Annotated in this window: 15 protein-coding genes; 2 read left to right on the top strand and 13 right to left on the bottom strand. The window is 66.8% G+C overall.

The annotated features are described in order from the left end of the window. Positions 1-36 precede the first annotated feature (36 nt). Positions 37-1,098: a lipid A deacylase LpxR family protein gene (locus A7D16_RS11980; protein ID WP_064633010.1), complete on the top strand. Its 1,062-nt coding sequence runs from the start codon at positions 37-39 to the stop codon at positions 1,096-1,098. Between the two features lie 145 nt (positions 1,099-1,243). On the opposite strand, the gene A7D16_RS11985 is transcribed toward A7D16_RS11980, so the two are convergent. The 9 genes from A7D16_RS11985 to A7D16_RS12025 all read right to left on the bottom strand — a co-directional run bounded on the left by A7D16_RS11985 (position 1,244) and on the right by A7D16_RS12025 (position 13,709). Beyond that, the gene (locus A7D16_RS11985) at positions 1,244-2,449 is read right to left on the bottom strand and encodes a D-alanyl-D-alanine carboxypeptidase family protein (protein WP_064633012.1); all 1,206 of its coding nucleotides are present in this window, start codon (positions 2,447-2,449) and stop codon (positions 1,244-1,246) included. A gap of 421 nt (positions 2,450-2,870) precedes the next feature. Continuing rightward, complete coding sequence (locus A7D16_RS11990) at positions 2,871-4,283, bottom strand: septal ring lytic transglycosylase RlpA family protein (protein ID WP_064633014.1); 1,413 nt, start codon at positions 4,281-4,283, stop codon at positions 2,871-2,873. Then, positions 4,280-5,428, bottom strand: a complete 1,149-nt coding sequence (gene mltB, locus A7D16_RS11995) for a lytic murein transglycosylase B (protein ID WP_064633016.1) — start codon at positions 5,426-5,428, stop codon at positions 4,280-4,282. The genes A7D16_RS11990 and mltB overlap by 4 nt, the downstream gene beginning before the upstream one ends. A 447-nt stretch (positions 5,429-5,875) precedes the next feature. After that, a complete protein-coding gene (locus A7D16_RS12000) occupies positions 5,876-7,267 on the bottom strand; it encodes a glycoside hydrolase family 28 protein (protein WP_064633018.1) in 1,392 nt (463 codons plus the stop codon). Between the two features lie 311 nt (positions 7,268-7,578). Continuing rightward, a complete protein-coding gene (gene rodA, locus A7D16_RS12005) occupies positions 7,579-8,697 on the bottom strand; it encodes a rod shape-determining protein RodA (protein ID WP_064633021.1) in 1,119 nt (372 codons plus the stop codon). After that, positions 8,694-10,754 (bottom strand): penicillin-binding protein 2, encoded by a 2,061-nt coding sequence (gene mrdA / locus A7D16_RS12010; RefSeq protein WP_064633022.1) that lies wholly within the window; start codon positions 10,752-10,754, stop codon positions 8,694-8,696. Before mrdA ends, rodA begins: the two co-directional genes overlap by 4 nt. 3 nt (positions 10,755-10,757) lie before the next feature. Further along, positions 10,758-11,243, bottom strand: a complete 486-nt coding sequence (gene mreD / locus A7D16_RS12015; RefSeq protein WP_064633024.1) for a rod shape-determining protein MreD — start codon at positions 11,241-11,243, stop codon at positions 10,758-10,760. Beyond that, positions 11,240-12,490 (bottom strand): rod shape-determining protein MreC, encoded by a 1,251-nt coding sequence (gene mreC, locus A7D16_RS12020; RefSeq protein ID WP_064633026.1) that lies wholly within the window; start codon positions 12,488-12,490, stop codon positions 11,240-11,242. The genes mreD and mreC overlap by 4 nt, the downstream gene beginning before the upstream one ends. 172 nt (positions 12,491-12,662) lie before the next feature. After that, the gene (locus tag A7D16_RS12025) at positions 12,663-13,709 is read right to left on the bottom strand and encodes a rod shape-determining protein (RefSeq protein ID WP_003482734.1); all 1,047 of its coding nucleotides are present in this window, start codon (positions 13,707-13,709) and stop codon (positions 12,663-12,665) included. Positions 13,710-13,984: 275 nt separating this feature from the next. Here A7D16_RS12025 and A7D16_RS12030 point away from each other — a divergent pair, with 275 nt between their 5' ends. Beyond that, entirely contained in the window at positions 13,985-14,917 is a 933-nt protein-coding gene (locus tag A7D16_RS12030) for a carbohydrate kinase family protein (protein ID WP_008573357.1), read from the top strand. Between the two features lie 379 nt (positions 14,918-15,296). Here A7D16_RS12030 and A7D16_RS12035 read toward each other — a convergent pair whose 3' ends face one another. The 4 genes from A7D16_RS12035 to A7D16_RS12050 form a co-directional block, all read right to left on the bottom strand. Further along, the gene (locus A7D16_RS12035; RefSeq protein WP_064633028.1) at positions 15,297-15,926 is read right to left on the bottom strand and encodes an HAD family hydrolase; all 630 of its coding nucleotides are present in this window, start codon (positions 15,924-15,926) and stop codon (positions 15,297-15,299) included. A 3-nt stretch (positions 15,927-15,929) separates the two neighbouring features. Next, entirely contained in the window at positions 15,930-16,649 is a 720-nt protein-coding gene (locus tag A7D16_RS12040) for a hypothetical protein (RefSeq protein WP_064633031.1), read from the bottom strand. A 172-nt stretch (positions 16,650-16,821) separates the two neighbouring features. After that, the gene (locus A7D16_RS12045) at positions 16,822-18,804 is read right to left on the bottom strand and encodes a M1 family metallopeptidase (RefSeq protein ID WP_193395464.1); all 1,983 of its coding nucleotides are present in this window, start codon (positions 18,802-18,804) and stop codon (positions 16,822-16,824) included. 237 nt (positions 18,805-19,041) lie between these two features. Continuing rightward, positions 19,042-19,932: a GGDEF domain-containing protein gene (locus tag A7D16_RS12050; protein ID WP_064633034.1), complete on the bottom strand. Its 891-nt coding sequence runs from the start codon at positions 19,930-19,932 to the stop codon at positions 19,042-19,044.

Below are 19,932 nucleotides of genomic sequence, written 5' to 3' on the forward strand. Positions count from 1 at the left end.
CTGAGCTCAGCCCTTCTTCCACTGCCCAGGCCCTCCATGCTTAGACCGCGCGCGTTGTCTGCTGCCCTGCTGCTTTCTCTTTCCGGGCTGTCGCTGCCGGCCCTGGCGGTGGATCAGTGCGATTCCAGCCGGCTGGGACGTACGCCGCCCGCGGTGAATTTCCGGGTCGATAACGACCTGTTCGGCGGCGAAGATCAGGATCAGGGCTATTCCAACGGTGCGGTGCTGACCCTGGTGTCGCCGAACCTGGTTGATTACACCGACGACCCGTGCCTGCCGCGCACCGCGCGCTGGGTCAACAGCTACCTGGAGCGACTGCATCCGGGCGAGTTCGACCAGCAGAACATGGTGTTCTCGATCGGCCAGGCCATCTTTACCCCGACCGATTACACCCGCCGCGACGTGATCCCGGACGACCGCCCGTATGCGGGCATCCTGCTGGCGAGCTTCGGCTACAACGCGCGCAACGACGCGCACCTGCGGACCACCCAGCTGCAGATCGGCGTGGTCGGCCCGTGGGCCTTTGCGCAGGAGGCGCAGGATGCGATCCACGATGCGCTCGGCGACGAGAAGTTCCAGGGTTGGGACAACCAGTTGCACAACGAGCCGCTGATCAATCTGGTGCACGAGCGCATGCGCCGCTGGCCGGCCGACGCCAGCGGCAATGCCGGCGGTTTCGGCTGGGACTTCATTTCGCACTGGGGCGGCGCGGTCGGCAACATGGCTACGCATCTGAATGCCGGCGGCGAAGCGCGCTTCGGCTGGAAACTGCCGGACGACTTCGGCAGCACGCCCACCCGCCCGGCAGGCGAAAACACTGCGCCAAGCCGCTTGGGACGCGCCAGCGGCTGGTCGGGGCATGTGTTTCTGACCACCGATGCGCGCTGGGTGATCCGCGACATCACCCTGGACGGCAACACCTTCCGCAGCAGCCACAGCGTGGACAAGCGCCCGTTCGTGGGCGACGTGGGCTACGGCCTGGCGGTGATGTACGGGCGCTGGAAATTTGCCATTGCCCGCTACCACCGCACCCGCGAATTCGAGACCCAGCGCGAGACGCCGGTGTATGGCAGCTTCACGATCAGTCGGATGCTCTGAGGGTTGGGATTGGGGAGTCGGGATTGGGGAGTCGTAGGAGCGGACTGCTGGCGACTCGCCACTGCTCCGGCTTTTACCAATCCCGAATGCCGAATCCCCAATTCCCGCAAAGAAAAAGCCGGCGAAAGCCGGCTTTTTCTTTGGATCACTCCGATTCCCACCACATCCAGAACGCATCCCAGAGGCGCTTGAAGAACCCGCCCTCTTCGACGGCGTTGATCGCCACCAGCGGTGCCTGGGCGATGATCTTGCCGTCCAGGCTGACCTTGACGGTGCCGATCTGCTGGCCCTGCTTGATCGGTGCCTGCAGATTCTTGGCCACTTCCATGCTCGGCTTGAGGTCGTTGTAGCGGCCGCGCTGCAGGCTGACCAGCAGCGGCTGCGCCACGCCAAGCTGCACTTCGTCCTGCTGGCCCTTCCATACTTTCTGCTTGGTTACGACCTTGCCGGGCGCGTACAGGCTGTGGGTTTCGAAGAAGCGGAAGCCCCAGTTGAGCAGCGCCAGGCTGTCGGTGGCGCGCTGTTCTTCGGAGCTGTCGCCCATGACCACGGCGATCAGGCGCTGGTCGCCACGCTTGGCCGAGCTGAGCAGGCAGTACCCGGCCTCGGAGGTATGGCCGGTCTTGATGCCGTCCACCGCCGGGTCGCGCCACAGCAGCCGGTTACGGTTGCTCTGCTTGATGCTGCCGACCTGGAATTCCTTGATCTTGTTGTAGGCGTAGGTCTCCGGGTAATCGCGCACCATCGCGCGGCCCAGCATGGCCAGATCGAAGGCGGTGGAGTGATGCCCCTCGGCACTCAGGCCGTGCGCATTGACGAAGTACGAATCCTTCATGCCGATCTTGGCGGCGTAGCTGTTCATCAGCGAGGCGAAGGCTTCTTCGCTGCCGGCGACATGCTCGGCCAGCGCAATCGCGGCATCGTTGCCGGACTGGATCGCCATGCCTTTTTCCATGTCTTCCAGACGCGCCGTCTGGTTGACCGGGAAGCCACTGTAGCTGCCGTCGGTGCCCGCGCCGCCTTCGCGCCAGGCGCGTTCGCTCATCATGACCTGGTCGTCGCGCTTGACCTTGCCGTTCTTGATTTCGGCAGCGACCACGTACGACGTCATCACCTTGGTGATGCTGGCCGGCGCCAGTTGCTGGTGGATGTTCTCACCGGCCAGCACCTGCCCGGTGGCGTAGTCCATCAGGATCCAGGACTTGGACACCGCCGGGGCGGGTGCCGGCGGCACCGGCAAGGCGGCCGGGGCCGCAGCCACGGCGGGAGTCGGCTGCGGCGCGGGTGTCTGGGCGCAGACCAGGCCGAAGGCGAACGTGGCCACGGCAGCGGCGGCGAAGCGGAATTTCATTGAAGAACGACTCCTGACGGGCCCGAAAGCTGGGCAATGCGAAATTGTAAGGCGCCACGGCGATCAGGGCGACGCGTTGCCGGATGTGCGCGCCTGCGCAGTTCAGCGATGCAGGTGTGCTGTCCGCACGCCTGTGGCGTCTGCGCAGCGCAGTTGAAGGCGCCGCGCACGTCGTGGGCGTTGCGGACTGCGGGTTGGACCGGCCGACCATGGCGCTCGGTCGTCAGCTGGATGCACGCGACGCACGGCGAGCAGAGCGCGCGGGCGCATGCCGATTGCGGTCTTTGCCGCACCCGCATTGGAGGTGGGCAATGGTTCGCCAGCCGATCCTGATCGCCCGGCCGTGTCCGGTACAGCCATGCAGCCGGCGCGCGCACGCGATGCGCTCACGCTTGATTGGCGAACCCAGACCCGCTCGCGCTTAATTGGCCACGACCTGCGGGCGGCCGAAGCCGAGGCCAGCGATGCGCTGGGCGATTTCCGAGGCATTGGCGTGGTCGCGTGCATTCACGCGCAGCCGCCACAGGGTGCGCCCGCCACTGACGATGTCGCTGACGCTGGCACCGGCAATGCCGGCCGAGGCCAGTTGCGACAGCGCGCGGTTGGCGTTTTCGCGGCTGGCGAAACTGGCGACCTGCAGCAGGATGTCGCCCAGTGCGGCCTCGGCCACGCTGGGCGCCTTGGCCGGCAGCGGCTCGGCCTTGAGCGGGCGCGCAACGGTGCTCTCGGAGGGTTTGACCGTCGCAACCGCCACCGGCACCGCCGCGGCAGGCACCGCAGCCGGGGTTGGCGAGGTCGGTCGCGGCGCCGCAGCAGCCGGCTTGCCGGTGGCCACGCGCACGCCCTGCGACTTCATCCAGGCATCGAAGTTGTCGGCATCGCCGGGCTGGCGCGAGTCAGCCACGCGGTAGCGCCAACGCTCGCCGGCCGCAGCGACCGGCGCGCTACCAGCCGATGCGGCGGCGGATGTGGCAACCGCGGTGCCGGCGCCAGCCGTTACCGCACGCGGCGGCACGGTGCGGGCGGGCAGACGCTGCACCAGGCCATCGATCTGGCTGGCGCTGGCAGCCGGCCGCGCGGCGGCAACGGCCGTATTCACCGGGGCCTGGCCACTGCGGCGCTTGGCGAGCAGGTTGCCGTTGTCGGCTTCGGTCAGGCCACGCACTTCGACGTTGCCGGTGCCCTTGCCGGTGATGCCCAGCTTGACCGCGGCGGCATAGCTCAGATCGATCACACGGCCGTCGTGGAACGGGCCGCGGTCGTTGACGCGCACCACCACCGAATCGCCGGTGTCGGTGTTGGTGACCAGCGCAAAGCTGGGCAGCGGCAGGGTCTTGTGCGCGGCGGTGAAGGCGTACATGTCGTAGACCTCCTTGTTGGAGGTCAGCCGGCCATGGAACTTGCTGCCGTAATACGAGGCGGTGCCGCGTTCGACATAGTCACCGGGGCTGTCCATCACCACGTAGCGCTTGCCCAGCACTTCATACGGCGAGCGATTGCCCACTGCAGAGCGCGGCTCGTTGGTGACCAGCGGTTCGGGAATGCAGGCCACGTTGGGCACGTGGTCCGGTGTGGTGTCCTTGACGCCGGGTTTGTACAGGCCGCCGGCGGTGTAGTCGCCGCGCGTGGACGGATCTTCCTTGGCGGCGGCGTACGGCGAGGTGGGCGGGCAGCCGGTGGCCACATAGGCCGGCCCCTTGCCTTCGACCTTGACGCTCTTGATCGCACCGCCGCCCTTGCCGGCGACGCTCTTCTTCGGTGCGCTGCTACAGGCCGCCAGGCCGAGCATCAGCGCCATCGGGATCAGCCACTTGGGGCCTGTCATGCTGTTCATGCCGGGGGGAGCTCCTTGCCGGCGATGGCCTCGGACAGCTGGAACACGGCCATCGCGTACATCTTGGAAATGTTGTATCGGGTGATCGCGTAAAAGTTCTGGAAGCCCAGCCAGTACTGCTTGCCGTTGGCATCGTCCAGGCTGATCGGGGTCGCGGTGCTGCCGGCCACTACCGGCGCATTAGGGTGATAGCCACGCGCGGACAGGTCGGCCAGCGTGTACACCGGCGACCAGTCGGTGGGATTGAATTCTTCGTGGCCGGCAGCCAGCGTGGCCGGCACGGCAACCTGCCCGCCGCGCACCCAGCCGCCCTTCTTGACAAAGTAATTGGCGATCGAGGCAAACACGTCGTTGTAGTCGGTAAACAGGTTGCGCTTGCCGTCGGCATCGCCATCGACGCCGAACTGGCGGTAGCTGGACGGCATGAACTGGCCCATGCCCATCGCGCCGGCGTAGCTGCCGATCAACGTGGTGACGTCGAGCTGTTCTTCCTTGCCCAGCGCGAACAGCTGGCCGAGTTCGTCGCGGAAAAACAGCTCGCGGCGCACCTCGCGCTCGAGCTTGGCCGGGTCGCCGCTGCGCGGGTAGCGGAACGCCAGCGTGTACAGCGCATCCAGCACGCGGTATTTGCCGGCGTTGGTGCCGTAGCTGGTTTCCACCCCGATGATGGCCACGATCACCTGCGCCGGCACACCGGTGGCCGCTTCGACCTTGCTCAGCTCGGCGCGGTGTTGCGCCAGGAAGTTGCGGCCGCCGTCGATGCGCGCCTGGGTGATGAACATCGGCCGGTAGTCGTTCCACGGTTTGACCCGTTCGGCCGGGCGCGACATGGCGGTGACGATGGCGTCCTTGAATTGCGCCTGGGCCAGCACCGCTTCGATCTGCGCGGCATCGATGCCGTACTTGGCCGAGGTGTCGCGCACGAAATTGGCGCGTGCGATCTCGAACGGCACCGGGGTCAGGTCCACCGGCGGCAGGGCCGGTGCTTCGGCGGCAGCGCTGGCAGGCACGGCAGTCGCAACCGGGCCGGCAGGCGGCTTGGCCGGCGGCGCGCTGGCGGCCGGCGGCGAGGACGGAGGGCTGGGCTGGGTCGCGCAGGCGACAAGGCCGAGGGTGAGCAGGCAGGTCAGGGTGCGTCGAATCATCGGCCGAGGGTAACAGAGATCAGATGAACTTCTGACAATAAGACCATGAAACGCAAAGACTTTAGTCAAAGTCAAGGTCTGCCGCATCAGCTGGGCCAATTTGGTGGCTGAGGATTCGGGATTCGGGCTTCGGGATTCGGCGCCGCAGCTGGCAGCAGCACGAATCCGGCCACGTGGTGCAGTAGCGCGATGCCCGCCGCTGGCATGTTGGCGCTGCGCAGAGCCCTCAGTGCTCGACGATCACTGCAATCGGCTGATCGCGGGCGCAGTCGCCGCGCGGGTGTCAGTGACGCGAAGGCGGCCGTCGCCTCCTTGGAGGGAGCCGCAGCCAGCTAGCCGGCCTTGCAACGCCTGGAACAATCACAGCCAGCCGCCGGCGGCTGGCGCGACTGCGCAGCCGTGGCAGCAGACCAGGCGCGGCCCCTGGAATCGGCCGCGCCTGTCGCCTCACAGCGCCGGAAAGCGCGGCGCGCCCGAGCAGGTCGGTATCGCGCCGCCCAGCTGCACCTGCGTCGTAGTGACGCCGGTACCGGTCGGTGTCAGCGCGCTGTTGCTCAGCCCGATCTGCGCGTTGCTCGCAGTGACCGAGGTGTTGCCGGTCGCCACGTTGGCCAGCACCAGGTCCAGCGGTGTCTGTGCGTCATAGCCCTTCAGGATCCAGCCCTTGCCGCCAGCATCGTTTGCGCTGCGTAGCCCGTCGACCACGATCTGGCTGAAGATCGGCTTGGTGCCGCTGGTTGCGGCGGCATAGAACGGGTTGATCACCAACGGGCTGGTGACGCCATACAGGCAGGTGTTGCGATAGGTGACCAGACTGACCGGGCCGCCCTTGGCCAGGCTGGTCTTGATGCGCAGGCCGCTGTTGTCGGTGCTGCGGTTGCCACCAGCGTCGGTGGACACCAGCGCGTTGTTGTCGACCAGCACGTTGCTGACGCCGGACATCACTTCGCTGCCGATGGAAATGCCGTGCGTGCCGTAGCAGCGGCTGTTGCGCACGGTGATGTTGGCCGACTTGGAGGCGATGGTCTTGATGGCCACGCAATCGTCGCCGCCCATCACATCGTTGTCGTGGAGGGTGGCATTGACCACGCTGTCCAGATCCAGGCCATCGGTGTTGGGACTGGTGGCGGGCGACTTCACCCGCACGCCCCAGATGGTCAGGCCATTGACGATGTGCGTGAAGAAGTGGAAATACGCGGCATTGACCAGATTGACGTTGTAGAGCGTGAACGCCGTGGAGTTCCGCACCTTGATCAGGTCGGGGCTGTTCTGTACCTGGCCGGCCGCCTTGGCGTTCTCGCCGAACTCCCACCAGGTGGTGCCCTTGCCGAGCATGACTTGATCGCCACGCCCGTCGATGGTGCCCTGCCGCCCGTCGGTGCGGATGCCCATCACGCCCGAATTCGCACCTTTGACGCTGATCAACGGCAGGCAGCCGCCGCTCTTGGAGCCGGCGCTTCCGCAGCCGCTGCCGTAATCGGCCGGGTTGCGCGAGCCGTACAAGGTGACGCCTTGATCGATGACCAGGGTGACGCCAGTGGGAATCGTCAGCGGGCCGGTCAGAAAGGCGTTGCCGCTGCCGCTGGTCAGCAACACCGCGCCGTTCTTGCACGCGCTCAGTGCCGCCTGGATGGTCTCGGTATCGGGCGGCGCACTTTCCAGTGCGGCATCGAACAGGTGGCCGTTCGGTGTCTGGCTGGCCTTCAACGCGGGCTGGCAGAGGGAGGGAATTGCCGGTTGCGCGACAGCGCGCGTATCGCCGGTGGCGAACGTGACGGCACCGGCCTGCGCGGCGAGCAGCAGACAGACACCGCCGATGGCGGCGGTTAGCGGTTTCATGGACGAGGTCACCCGAAAGAGGAATGGCGCGCGCTGCTGGAGCGACGCGACGCGGCCACCAACGCTGCGGCGGCCTGGCGGACTCTACGAAGCGCTGTGCCCGCATGCAGCAGGTGCGCGAACCCGGCAGCGCGCGAACGAAGCAGGCCTACGCCGGTGTCGCGTCGTTGCAATGCACTGCGCAAAAACACGATGTGCCTGAAAACGTGTCAGCGTTTGACATACGCCTGTCGCATCGATCGACGCTGCGACATTGCATGCGCGCCGGGTACGCGCGCACGGCATTGGCACAACGATGCGACACTCCCGCATCAATACCCATGCACCGGGCGATGCGTCTTGACCGCCATCACCAGGCCCAGCCCGGCCAGCAACGACACTGCCGAGGTGCCGCCGTAACTCATCAGCGGCATCGGCACGCCGACCACCGGCAGCAGGCCGGAAATCATGCCGCCGTTGACCAGCACGTAGACGAAGAACGCCAGGCCGGTGGCGCCGGCGACCAGGCGCGAATAGGTATCGCGCGCCTGCGAGGCGATCCACAGGCAGCGGCCGATCACGATGAGATACAAGGTCAGCACGGTGGCCACGCCGATCCAGCCGAATTCTTCGCTGAGCACCGAGAACGCAAAGTCGGTGGTCTGCTCGGGAATGAAGTTCAGATGCGACTGCGAGCCCAACCCCCAGCCCTTGCCGTTCAGGCCGCCAGAACCAATCGCGATCTTGGACTGGATGATGTTCCAGCCGGCGCCGAGCGCGTCGTTTTCGGGGTTGAGGAACATCATGATGCGGTCCTTCTGGTACGGGCGCAGCAGCCAGAACCAGGCCACCGGCGCAGCCGCCGAAACACCGCCCAGGCCCACCGCAACCCACCACCACGGCAGGCCGGCCAGCAGCAGCACGAATACGCCGCTGGCGGCGATCAGCACGCCGGTGCCGAAGTCCGGCTGCAGCATGATCAGCGCGGTGGGCACGCCGATGATCATGCAGGTGACCAATACGGTGGAGATGCGCGGCGGTAGCGGCATGCGATGCAGATACCAGGCCGCCATCATCGGCAGGCTGATCTTGAGCAGCTCGGCCGGCTGCAGATAGAACACTTTCAGGTCCAGCCATTGCCGGCCGTATTTGCCGGTGCCCAGCGCGAACACCGCCAGCAACGGCAGCATCGACAAGCCATATACCCACGGCGTCCAGGCGCGCAGGCGCAGCACCGACATGCGCGAAATGCCCCACATCGCGGCCACGCCGATGACGAAGCGCACGCCTTGCGCCATCACCAGATGATCGCCATTGGCGCTGCCGCCGGCGCTCTTGAGCACCGACAGGCCGATCACCATCAGCCCACCCAATGCCAGACACAGCACCCAGTCCAGGCTGCGCGTAAAGCGCGCGGCCATGTCCACCAACCAGCGCAGGATGTCGCTCAATGGTCGGTCTCCTGCACCGCATCGGGCACATCCGGCACCACCGGCTGCGCGGGCGTGGTGGGGTCCAGCGCAACGGCAGTCTGGCCGATCACCACCGGCAGCTCGTCCAGCGTGGCGGCGGCCGCGTCGCCAGCGGCACGCGCGTCGGTGACGCCGGCTTCGAACTGGTTGACGCCGACGGCCGTCATGCCGAGCTCGCTGTCCAGCGGCTCCAGCCCGGCAGGCATCTTGCCCAGCAACCAGGCGTCGAAGATCTTGCGCGCGATCGGCGCTGCCGAGCTGGTACCGAAGCCGCCGCCCTCCACCGCCACCGCCACCGCGATGACCGGGTGGTCGGCCGGCGCGAAACCGACGAACAGGCCGCGATGGCGCAGATGCATCGGCAGGCTGCGCGGATCCACGGCGGCCACGCCCTTGCGGCTGACCACCTGCGCGGTGCCGGTCTTGCCGGCCATCTGGTAGGGCGCCCCGGGTGTGATGGCATAACCGGTACCGCCCGGGCGCATGGTGTCCATCATGCCATCGCGCACCACCTGCAGATGCGCCGGACTCGGGCTGACCGGCTTGCCCGGCGGCTGGATCATCGGCTGCCAGGGGTGATCGAAGCCGGTGCGTTGTTCCAGCACCAGATGCGGACGCAGCAGCAGGCCGCTGGCGATTGCCGACACGCCGCGCACCAGCTGCAGCGGGGTCACCTTCCAGTCGCCCTGGCCAATGGCGATGTTGACGGTGTCGCCGGGGTACCAGCGCTCCTTGCGGGTCTTGTACTTGTAGGCAGGCGACGGCAGGATGCCGCCGATTTCGCCCAGCAGGTCCACGCCGGTGGGCGCGCCAAAGCCGTACCCACCCATATAGTGGTCGAAGCGCTCGACGCCCATGTCCACCGCCAGGCGGTAGTAGTAGGTATTGACCGACTGGGCGATGGATTTGCGCAGATCGGTCCAGCCGTGGCCGCCGCGGTGCGAATCGCCCCAGCCGCGGCTGACCCCGGGCAGATAGAACATGCCGGTGGACAACACCCGGTCTTCCGGCCGGCGCAGGCCGCTGTCCAGGCCGGCCAGCGCGATCAGCGGCTTGAGCGTGGAGCCCGGCGCCACGCCACCGAGCACCAGCCGGTTGAACTGCGGCCGCGACGGGTTGTCGTTGAGCATCTTGAAGTCGGTATGCGAGATGCCGTTGACGAACAGGTTGGGGTCGTAGCTGGGCAGGCTGACCATGCCCAGGATCTCGCCGGTGCGCGGGTCCATGGCAATGGCCGCGCCTTCGTGCTCGCCGAACGCGGCCACCATCGCGCGCTGCAGGTCGGCGTCCACCGACAGGCGCAGGTCTGCACCCGATTGCGGCGCGACCCGGCCGACGGTACGGATCGCGCGCCCCTGCACGTTGGTCTCGACCTGCTCGTAGCCCACCTGCCCGCGCAGATCCTGCTCGTAATAGCGCTCCAGGCCGGACTTGCCCATATGCGTGAGCGCGGCATTGCCTTCGCCCAGTACCGCGAGGTCTTTTTCGTCGATACGGCCGACATAGCCGATGATGTGCGCGAACAACGGGCCGTATGGATAACGGCGGGTGAGATACGGCTCCAGCTCCACGCCGGGGAAGCGCCAGCGCTCCACCGCAAAGCGCGCCATCTCTTCATCGCTCATGCGCAGCTTCAGCGTCACCGGCAGGAAGCTGCGGCGTGCGCGCCGCTCGCGATTGAAGCGCTCCAGATCCTCCGGCGCGATCGGGATCACCTTGCCCAGCGCGGCCAGCATGGCGTCCATGTCGGCGACCTTGTCCGGGGTCACGTCCAGCCGGAACGCCGGCACGTTCTCGGCCAGCAGCCGGCCGGTGCGGTCGTAGATCATGCCGCGCCCGGGCACCACCGGTTTGGGCTTGATGCGGTTGGCTTCCGAGCGGGTGGCGTAGACCTCGTGGTCGAGCACCTGCAGCTTGAAATACCAGCCGCCCAGCCCGACCAGGCAGATCACCACCATCACAAAGCCCAGTACCGCGCGACGGCGGAACTGTTCGGCCTCGGCGTGCGGGTTCTTGGGCTGGCGCCGACCGTGCATGGGCTACTTCTTGCTCCGCTTGCCCAGGCGTACCGCATCCAGCAGCACGAACAACGGCAGCCACAGCGCCATGCCCAGCAGCGGCGCCCACCAGTAACTCCACGGCAGGGTCGGTTCGCCCACGGCCAGATGCACGGCCGAGGACACGATGCGGTCGTTGAGCAGCAGCCCGCCGATCGCCAGCGCCTGCTGCGACACCGGGAAGAAGCGCATCCGCGCGCGGAAGCGCTGCAGGATGAAGGTCATGATCACCAGCCGCAGCGCCTGCTCGCCAAGCAGCCCGCCGTACAGCAGGTCGGCCAGCACGCCAGCCACGAAGGCGATCCCCAGGCCGACCCGATCCGGATCTTCGATCACCCAGTACGCCAGCACCAGCGCCACCCAGTACGGACGCAGCGGCTGCACCACCGCCGGCAGCGGCAGCAGACCCAGCACCAGCGCAATGACGATGCTGGCCGGCAGGATCCAGGTGTTGCGCATGCGGGTCATTGGTCCGTCTCCGGTGGAGCCGGGACCGGGGACCGGGGACCCGGGACGCGGGGAGAGGCAGTTGACGTGGATGCCGGCGCAGGATCGTTTTGCACAGCGTTCCCGGCTGCCGGCACCTGCGGCCTGGAACGTGCGCCCGATGTCGGTGAGACCGCGGCATTGCCCTGCCCGCTCGCCGGGCCCACGCCCGGCGCAGAAGCGTTGGACGTTGACGCCGGGGCGGCATCGGCTTGCCGAGCGCCTTGCATAGACGTGCCGCCGGAACGTGCAGCGACGGAGCGCGGCGCAGGCTCACCATGTGCCGCAAGCCCACCGCCCCCCGCACCGTCAAGGCCGTTGCCGCTGCTGTTACCGGGTCCCCGGTCCCCGGTCCCCGGTCCCGCCTCCCCGGCCACAGGCACCACGCGCAGCGGTTTACCGGCCCGCAACAACAACACATCGCGGCCACGATCGAGCTTGGCCGCCGGGGTGAGTTCGCCGACCAGGAAGGCGTGGGTGTCGTCGGGATGCAACTCGGACACCTTGCCGACCGGGAAGCCGGTCGGGAAGCGGCCGCCCAGGCCGGAGGTGACGATTTCATCGCCCACCTGCACGCCGGCGCTGAGCGGGATGTCGCGCAATTCCAGGCGGTCGCCGCGGCCGTAGACGATCAGGCGCACGCCGTTGCGCGCCACACTGACCGGCACCGCATGGTCCGGGTCGGTGAGCAGCAACACGGTCGAATGCAGCGGGGTCACTTCGATCACCTGCCCCATCAGCCCGCCGGCATCGATCACCGCCTGGCCCATCAGCACGCCATCGCGGCTGCCGGCATCCAGCAGCAGGCGCTGGCGGGTCGGGTCCAGGTCGATGTCCAGGATCGGCGCCAGCTGCACGTCCAGGCCGCGGCGCTCGGCCACGTTGAGCAGCTCACGCAGCTGCGCGTTGTCCAGCGCGGCGGTCTGCAGCCGGGTCAGGCGCGCGTTGGCGACCAACAGCTGATTGCGCAGGTCGCGGGTTTCTTCCACCAGTTGCGCATGGGTGGCGGCGTTGTCGCGCACCTGCGACCCGATCCGCCCCGGCAACCCGGCCACCGCCCAGATCGGCTGGATCAGCAGATTGGCCTGCAGCCGCACCTGGCTCAGCCAGCTGCCACGGCTATCGAGCGCGATCAATGTGATCGCCAGCACCAGATAGACCAGCAGCCGCAGCGTGGAGGTGACTTCGCCCGGACGGGAGGCGACGGGAGGACCGGCGTAGGAGGGCACGTTCAGGGCCGGGAATGGAGATTCGGGATTAGGGATTCGGGGAGCACTTGGCTGGCCCCGAGACGAATGCGGCTAACACGTGAATCAGCGGAATTGCGCGGCAATCCCGCCGGGCCGTAGGCAGGAACCGCCTTTGCGAATCCCCAATGCCGACTCCCGAATCCCGAACGCCTCACTCCGGCGCGAAGAACTCGTTGCCGTGCATGTCCACCAGCTCCAGCGCACGGCCACCGCCGCGGGCCACGCAGGTGAGCGGGTCGTCGGCCACCTGCACGTGCAGGCCGGTTTCTTCGGAGATCAGCCGGTCCAGGTCGCGCAGCAGCGCGCCGCCACCGGTGAGCACGATGCCGCGTTCGGCGACGTCGGCACACAGTTCCGGCGGGGTCTGTTCCAGCGCCAGCTTGACCGCGGAGACAATGCCCGACAACGGCTCGTGCAGCGCTTCCAGCACTTCGTTGGAGTTGATCTTGATCATCTTCGGCACGCCCTCGGCGAGGTTACGGCCGGAGATTTCCATCTCCTGCACCTCGTCCTGCGGGTAGGCACAACCGATCTGCAGCTTGATGCGCTCGGCAGTGGCTTCGCCGATCAGCATGCCGTGATTGCGGCGCACGTAATTGGTGATCGACTCATCGAAGCGGTCGCCGCCCACACGTACCGACTGCGAGTAGACGATGCCGTTGAGCGAAATGACCGCCACTTCGGTGGTGCCGCCGCCGATGTCGATGACCATCGAGCCGCGTGCCTCGGTCACCGGCATGCCGGCACCGATGGCAGCGGCCATCGGTTCTTCGATCAGGTACACATCGCGCGCACCGGCCTCTTCCGCAGATTCCTTGATCGCGCGGCGCTCCACCTGGGTGGAACCGGCCGGCACGCACACCAGCACGCGCGGGCTCGGGCGCAGGAAGCGCGACTTGTGCACCTTCTTGATGAAGTGCTTCAGCATCGCTTCGGTGTAGGTGAAATCGGCGATGACGCCGTCTTTCATCGGGCGAATGGTGGTGATGTGACCAGGCGTGCGGCCGAGCATCTGCTTGGCTTCTGCGCCGACCGCCGCCACCGAACGCGTACCGCCGATCGCGCGGTCCTGACGCACCGCAACCACCGATGGCTCGTTCAGCACGATGCCCTGCCCGCGCACGTAAATCAGCGTATTGGCCGTGCCCAGATCGATGGACAGGTCGTTGGAGAACATGCCGCGCAGTTTCTTGAACATCGAGGGAGTTGGTCCTGGGTAAGTCGTGTGCCCACCGCCAGACTGGCGAAATTTTGGGCAGAAAACGAAGTCCGTTAGCCTAGCAATCCCCCCCGGTGCGGGCAAGGAAAAATCGGTTATTGCGGCCCGGTTTTCATGTGGCGGTCACGCCGGGCATGGCACGCGGTTGTGGCCCTGATCGGTCGCAGCCGTTACCCTTTGCGCCGCGGCGTTGGCGCCGTCCCGCCGCCATGCCGGCAACTGGCGGGTATTTCCTTACGCAAAGGCCTGACTCGATGTCCGCACTGATCTGTGGTTCCCTCGCCTACGACACCATCATGGTGTTTCCGGACCAGTTCAAGAACCACATCCTGCCGGACAAGGTGCACATCCTGAATGTGTCGTTCCTGGTACCGCGCATGCGCCGCGAGTTCGGCGGCTGCGCCGGCAACATCGCCTACAACCTGCATCTGCTCGGTGGCGCGCCGATTCCGATGGGCACCGTGGGCCAGGATTTCGGCCCGTACCGCGAACATTTCGAAACCCTTGGCATCGACCTGTCGCGGGTGAAGATCATCGACGACCTGTTCACCCCGCAGGCCTTCATCACCACCGACCACGACAACAACCAGATCACCGCCTTCCATCCGGGCGCGATGATGCGCAGCTACGAAAACCATGTGAAGGATGTGCCTGGCGTGACCCTGGGCCTGGTCGGCCCGGACGGGCGCGAAGGCATGATCCAGAACGCGGAAGAGTTCGCTGCCGGCGGCATCCCCTTCATCTTCGACCCGGGCCAGGCCATGCCGCTGTTCAACGGCCCGGAGCTGCGCCAGTTTATCGAGCAGGCCCAGTACGTGGTGGTCAACGACTACGAGTCCAACCTGCTGCAGGAACGTACCGGCTGGGACGAGAAGGACATCGTCTCGCGCGTGCAGGCCTACATCACCACGCAGGGCCCGAAGGGCGCGCTGGTGCATACGCCGGAGAAGACCTACGACATCCCGCCGGCGCACGAGCGCCGCGTGGTCGACCCCACCGGTTGCGGCGACGCGTTCCGCGCCGGCCTGATCTACGGCATCCAGGGCGGCTACGACTGGCTGACCATCGGCCGCATGGGCAACCTGATGGGCGCGCTGAAGGTCGAACACCCCGGCACCCAGAACCAGCGCTTCGACTTCGCCGAATTCAACGACCAGTTCAAGCAGCAGTTCGGCTACGCGCTTTAACGGGCGCTTTGCCCTTCTCCCACCGGGACAGTGTCCGACGGGAGAGGGGCTTTAACGCCCTCGTGTATCAATATCCCTTCTCCCACCGGGAGAAGGTGCCCCGCAGGGGCGGATGAGGGTACGGGCGAAGCCTCGCGCAGTTCGAGAACTCGGGCGCTATGCGCGCCGTACCCTCCCCCCAACCCCTCTCCCGGCGGGAGAGGAGCCTTAACGCCCTCGTGTATCAATATCCCTTCTCCCACCGGGAGAAGGTGCCCCGCAGGGGCGGATGAGGGTACGGGCGGAGCCTCGCGCAGTTCAAGAACTCGGGCGCTATGCGCGCCGTATCCTCAGCCCAGCCCTGCTCCCGTGGGGAGAACGGCTCTAAACCAGTGCGACGTCAGCTATCCACCTGGGACTGCCACCGCCATAGCAATTCGCTGCAATCGCGCAGGCGCCAGTCGGCCAGACCGGGCCAGGGGTCGCCGGGGGTGTTGACCAGCACGGTGACGGCACCGGCGGCACGGCCGCAGGCCAGGTCGTTGAGGTGGTCGCCAACCATCAGCAGCGCGGCGGCGCTCACCGACCAGCGCTGCTGGAAATACTGCAACCCATCGGGCGCGGGTTTGGGCGCGGCCTCGTTGCGGCCGACGATGTCGTCCCTAGCGAAGGCATCGCCCAGGCCGATCGCCTGCAACGTGATCTGCGCCAGGCTGCGCGCATTGCGGGTCAGCAACCCGAGGCGGCAGCCGTCGGCCTGCAATGCGCGCACCATGTCTTGCGCACCTGGCGCCGGCTGCGCTGCTTCCGCCAGCACGCGCTCGTGCTCCAGCAGCCACGCTTGCTTGGCCTGCGCCTGCTCGGTGGGCAATGCTGCTAGGTGATGCAGAATGTCGGCGTCGGGCGGTATCTCCAGCGCGCGGCGGATCAGCGCGAAGTCGTGCACGGGCTGGGTCAGCGTGCCATCCATGTCGAACACCCAATGCCGATAAGCCGATAGCGGCAAGCGGGCCGCGCGCGCGCCATCCATGGCCTATTTCCAACCCGGCATCTGCGTGGTCTCCAGACCGCCCACCTCGAACTCTGCGGTACGCGTGCCGCCGGCCTTGACCGGGAACGCGATGCTGATGCGCTTGGCGTTGCGTACCACCTTCCACAATGCCTTGTCGTCATCGATGAACATGGCGATGGCTTCGTCGGTGTCCGGGCGGTGTGCGGCCATCGCACGCGCTGCGCCGCCGTCGGCCGCAACCTGCACCTTGCAGCCGCCGTAGCAATTGAAATCGCCGGCCTTGAGCACGAGGTAGCTGTGGCGCTTCCATTGCGGGTGATCGCGGAACACCAGGCTGACCGGCTTTGGCCCGCTGCCATCCACGTCCACCCGCTCCTTGGCATCGATCATCGCCGAGCGCTGGGTGCCGCCCTTTGCCGGCACCTGGGAGTACTGCCACAGCGCCTGCATGCGGCGCAGCTCGCGCGCCTGCTCGCCCTTGGCCTTGATGTCGGCATAGCCGGGCTCGATGCGCGTGGCGGCCGCCGTGCCGGCATAGCCTTCGAGCAAGGCGGCGCCGTGCGCGCGCGCCATGTCCCAGTTCTGCGCCTTGACCGCCTCGTCGTATTGCTTGGCGAGGGCGTCGGCTTCGTTTTCCTTGACCTGCGCCTGTGCGGCTTCCTGCGCCTGACGTTGCGCCTGCCGGTCGGTACAGCCACTCACAACCGCGATGCACAAGGCCGCGCTCAGCAGATACTTCATCGTCGACTCCGAAAGACGTGGAAAACAGCCGCAACGATACCAGCCTGGCGTTGCAGGCCGCATGCATGACAGGCGGCGTTCGCGCCATGTACGCAGACAGCAAACAGGGAGCACAAGGCTCCCCGTCTGTTGCACTTATCGCCGGGCTCACGGCGCGGCGTTGCGCCGCGATTTACTGCTGCGTCGGCGCAGGAGTAGGCGCAGGTGTCGCTGCAGGTGCAGGCGCTGCCGCCTTGGCCTTGGCGATCATCTCGGCCACCGATGCTGTGGTGATCGGGTGGTAGCTGGGCTTGGCTTTTTCGAAGGCCTGTTCGGCAAACGCAATGCCGTCCGGGGTCTTCAGCAGTTCGGCGTAGATCGGCAGCACCAGCTTGCGGCGGCCGACGCGCTCGATGAACTCGCCTGCGGCAGCGCGCGCGTCGGTGTAGCCGCTACGGATCGCCAGCGGGTACCAGCGCATGGCGATTTCGCCATTCGGCGTGCCGGTGAAGTGATACGCATCATCCAGCTGCTTGAGCTGCTCGGGCTTGAGCGTGGCGCCCATGCCGCTGAGGAAGTGCACCCATTCCTGCGTGCCCCACTCGCCGGTGACCTGCTTGCTGGGCAGCGTGCCGCTGCCGCTCCAGGCAATGCGTGCGGTGTCCACGATCGAAAAGCTGCGCGAGCGCGCCTTGGCCGCAAACGCCGGAATACCCGGCTGTTTCAGCCACGCATCCACTTCCGCCGCGCTCACCGTGTTGGGATGCTTGGCCAGCAGGTTCTTCTGCAGGTAATCGACGAACTGGTCGGTGGTGGCGCTCTGGAACGCGTGATCGTCGAACCAGCCGCGCAGGAACGGGTCGAACACCTCGCGGCCGAAGCGCTGTTCCAGGAACTGCAGGAACCACGCGCCCTTGACGTAGGCCACCTGGCTCAAGGCGTCGTCGGGGTCGCGCTGCGCCAACGGCGGCAACTCCAGCACCTGGTCGGCCGGCGGCATGTCCTTCACTTCGGCCAGCAGATCGCCCTGGTCGATCTCGCGCTCCATCTCGGCCATCTCCGCGCCGTACAGCGCCTCGGTGATGCGCGCCTGCACGTAGGTGGTAAAGCCTTCGTTGAGCCAGATGTCCTTCCAGCTGGCGTTGGTCACCAGGTTGCCGGACCAGCTATGCGCCAGTTCGTGCGCCACCAACGACACCAACGACTTGTCGCCGACGATCACGGTGGGCGTGGCGAAGGTCAGGCGCGGGTTCTCCATGCCACCGAACGGGAACGACGGCGGCAGCACCAGCATGTCGTAACGGCCCCAGCGATACGGGCCATAGAGTTTTTCCGCAGCACCGATCATCTTTTCGGTGTCTTCGAATTCCTTGGCGGCCTTGTCGGCCATCGCCGGCTCGGCCCACACGCCCGAGCGTGCGGAGATCGGCTTGAACACCACATCGCCGGCCGCAATCGCCAACAAATAAGAGGGAATCGGCTCGGGCATCTTGAAGCTGTAATCGCCGTCGCGCGCCGCCTTGGGGTCGTTGTCGGCGCTCATCAGCACCATCACGTCCGGGCGCGAGGTGACATGCGCGCTATAGGTGAAGCGCACGCTCGGGGTGTCCTGCAACGGCACCCAGCTGCGCGCGTGGATCGCCTGCGACTGGCTGAACATGAAAGGCAACTGCTTGCCTTCGGTCATCGACGGCTCCAGCCACTGCAGGCCCGAGGCGGTGGGTGCGGTGTGATAGGTGATCACGATCTTGGACGGCTGAGTCGGCGTCTCGATGGTGAGCTTGCTGCCGAAGGTCTTGTCGGCCGGCGCCAGCGCGAACTGCAGCGGTGCCAACGCGCCCTTGCCGTCGTCGGCCTGCACCTGCGCAATGCTCAGCTCGCGCGTGTCCAGCACCAGCTGCTTGGCGGCCTTGTCCTTCCAGTCCAGCGTGTAGGTGGCGGTGCCGCCGATCTGTTTGGCGTCGAAATCCAGCTTCAGGTCCAGCGCCAGATCCTTGATGACCACCAGCTGCGGCTGGGCGTAAGAGCTTTCGTCGTGGTTGCGGGCGTCTGCTTTCACGAGGGCCTTGGCAGTGGCGGCCGGCGCAGTGGTTGCGGCCGGCGGCGTGGAGTCATTGGAACAGCCGGCCAGCGCGATGGACACGGCCAGGGACAGCGACAGGAACGGGAAGCGCATCGACGGCACCGCAGCGAGGGAATTGGGCATTTTAGCGCCCCGGGCCGTTGCCTGCCCGTGCGGCTGATGGTGAGCACTTGCCGGCCGGTCAATCCGGGCGCCGGCTGAGGACACTGGGCCTGTCACTGGCCGGGACGGCGCGAACCTGATGCGGCAACCGCAGATGGCGTGACGTATGCCGCCCGTGCGCAGCATGCAGGCACCTGCGGACCGGCCGCCAGGTGATTGCCGGATCGTCTAGACCACCGGATGGCTGCGTGGGTTGTCATGCCCGTCGCGCACCAAACGGCGGCCGCCGGAAAACTTGGCGCGATACATCGCCGCATCGGCGCGGCGATACAGCTCGGTGGCATCCAGGCCCTGCTCGCACACCGCGCTGCCGGCGCTCACATGCAGCGGCGCCTCGTCGGCATCTTCGCGTTCGAGCATCGACAGCCATTGATTGAGCTTGAGCGTGGCCTCGTCTTCGCTGGCGTGTACGCCGATCAGGAATTCATCGCCGCCCCAGCGCCCGACCCAGTCCTGCGCGCCCAGCCAGCCGTAGGCCGATTCCACCAGCCGCACCAGCACACGGTCGCCGGCCAGATGCCCGAAGCGGTCGTTGATCGTCTTGAGGTTATCCATGTCCAGCACGAACAACACGAACGGCCAGCCTTCGCACTGCGCGGAGGTAACCGAATCCAGCATCGCCTGCTCGCAGCCGCGCCGGTTCAACGCCTCGGTGAGCGAATCGAACAAGGCGTGCTTTTTGAGATCGCGCATGCCGGCGTCGATACCGCGCAGGCTGCGATTGATACCGCGCAGAAGACGCCCCAACTCGTCATCGCCATGCTCGGGCAGCGTGGGCAGGCGTTGATCGGCGTAATACGCATCCAGCGCGTCGGCGGCGATGCGCAGCGGTGCGAGCAGGCGATACAGCGCCGATAACGTCAGCGCGGTGCCGGCCAGCGTGGCCAGCAATGCCACGATCACCACCGACCACAGCGGGCGTCCGCCCAACTCGCTTTGCGATGCCAGCCAGACGATCAGCAACAGCAGCGGCAGATGAATGCCGACAAAGGTCACCGCCAGCAGCTTGGCGCTGAAGGAGCGAGGAAACACGCGTGACAGCCCTGCGTACAAGCGCAT

This window comes from Xanthomonas nasturtii (assembly GCF_001660815.1).
Classification (GTDB): domain Bacteria; phylum Pseudomonadota; class Gammaproteobacteria; order Xanthomonadales; family Xanthomonadaceae; genus Xanthomonas; species Xanthomonas nasturtii.

Excerpts from the sequence above, each read along its gene's own strand:
- A7D16_RS11980 (WP_064633010.1), top strand. The coding sequence starts at position 37 with ATGCTTAGACCGCGCGCGTTGTCTGCTGCCCTGCTGCTTTCTCTTTCC.
- A7D16_RS11985 (WP_064633012.1), bottom strand. The coding sequence starts at position 2,449 with ATGAAATTCCGCTTCGCCGCCGCTGCCGTGGCCACGTTCGCCTTCGGC.
- A7D16_RS11990 (WP_064633014.1), bottom strand. The coding sequence starts at position 4,283 with ATGAACAGCATGACAGGCCCCAAGTGGCTGATCCCGATGGCGCTGATG.
- mltB (WP_064633016.1), bottom strand. The coding sequence starts at position 5,428 with ATGATTCGACGCACCCTGACCTGCCTGCTCACCCTCGGCCTTGTCGCC.
- A7D16_RS12000 (WP_064633018.1), bottom strand. The coding sequence starts at position 7,267 with ATGAAACCGCTAACCGCCGCCATCGGCGGTGTCTGTCTGCTGCTCGCC.
- mrdA (WP_064633022.1), bottom strand. The coding sequence starts at position 10,754 with ATGCACGGTCGGCGCCAGCCCAAGAACCCGCACGCCGAGGCCGAACAG.
- mreD (WP_064633024.1), bottom strand. The coding sequence starts at position 11,243 with ATGACCCGCATGCGCAACACCTGGATCCTGCCGGCCAGCATCGTCATT.
- A7D16_RS12025 (WP_003482734.1), bottom strand. The coding sequence starts at position 13,709 with ATGTTCAAGAAACTGCGCGGCATGTTCTCCAACGACCTGTCCATCGAT.
- A7D16_RS12030 (WP_008573357.1), top strand. The coding sequence starts at position 13,985 with ATGTCCGCACTGATCTGTGGTTCCCTCGCCTACGACACCATCATGGTG.
- A7D16_RS12035 (WP_064633028.1), bottom strand. The coding sequence starts at position 15,926 with ATGGATGGCGCGCGCGCGGCCCGCTTGCCGCTATCGGCTTATCGGCAT.
- A7D16_RS12040 (WP_064633031.1), bottom strand. The coding sequence starts at position 16,649 with ATGAAGTATCTGCTGAGCGCGGCCTTGTGCATCGCGGTTGTGAGTGGC.
- A7D16_RS12045 (WP_193395464.1), bottom strand. The coding sequence starts at position 18,804 with ATGCGCTTCCCGTTCCTGTCGCTGTCCCTGGCCGTGTCCATCGCGCTG.
- A7D16_RS12050 (WP_064633034.1), bottom strand. The coding sequence starts at position 19,932 with ATGCGCTTGTACGCAGGGCTGTCACGCGTGTTTCCTCGCTCCTTCAGC.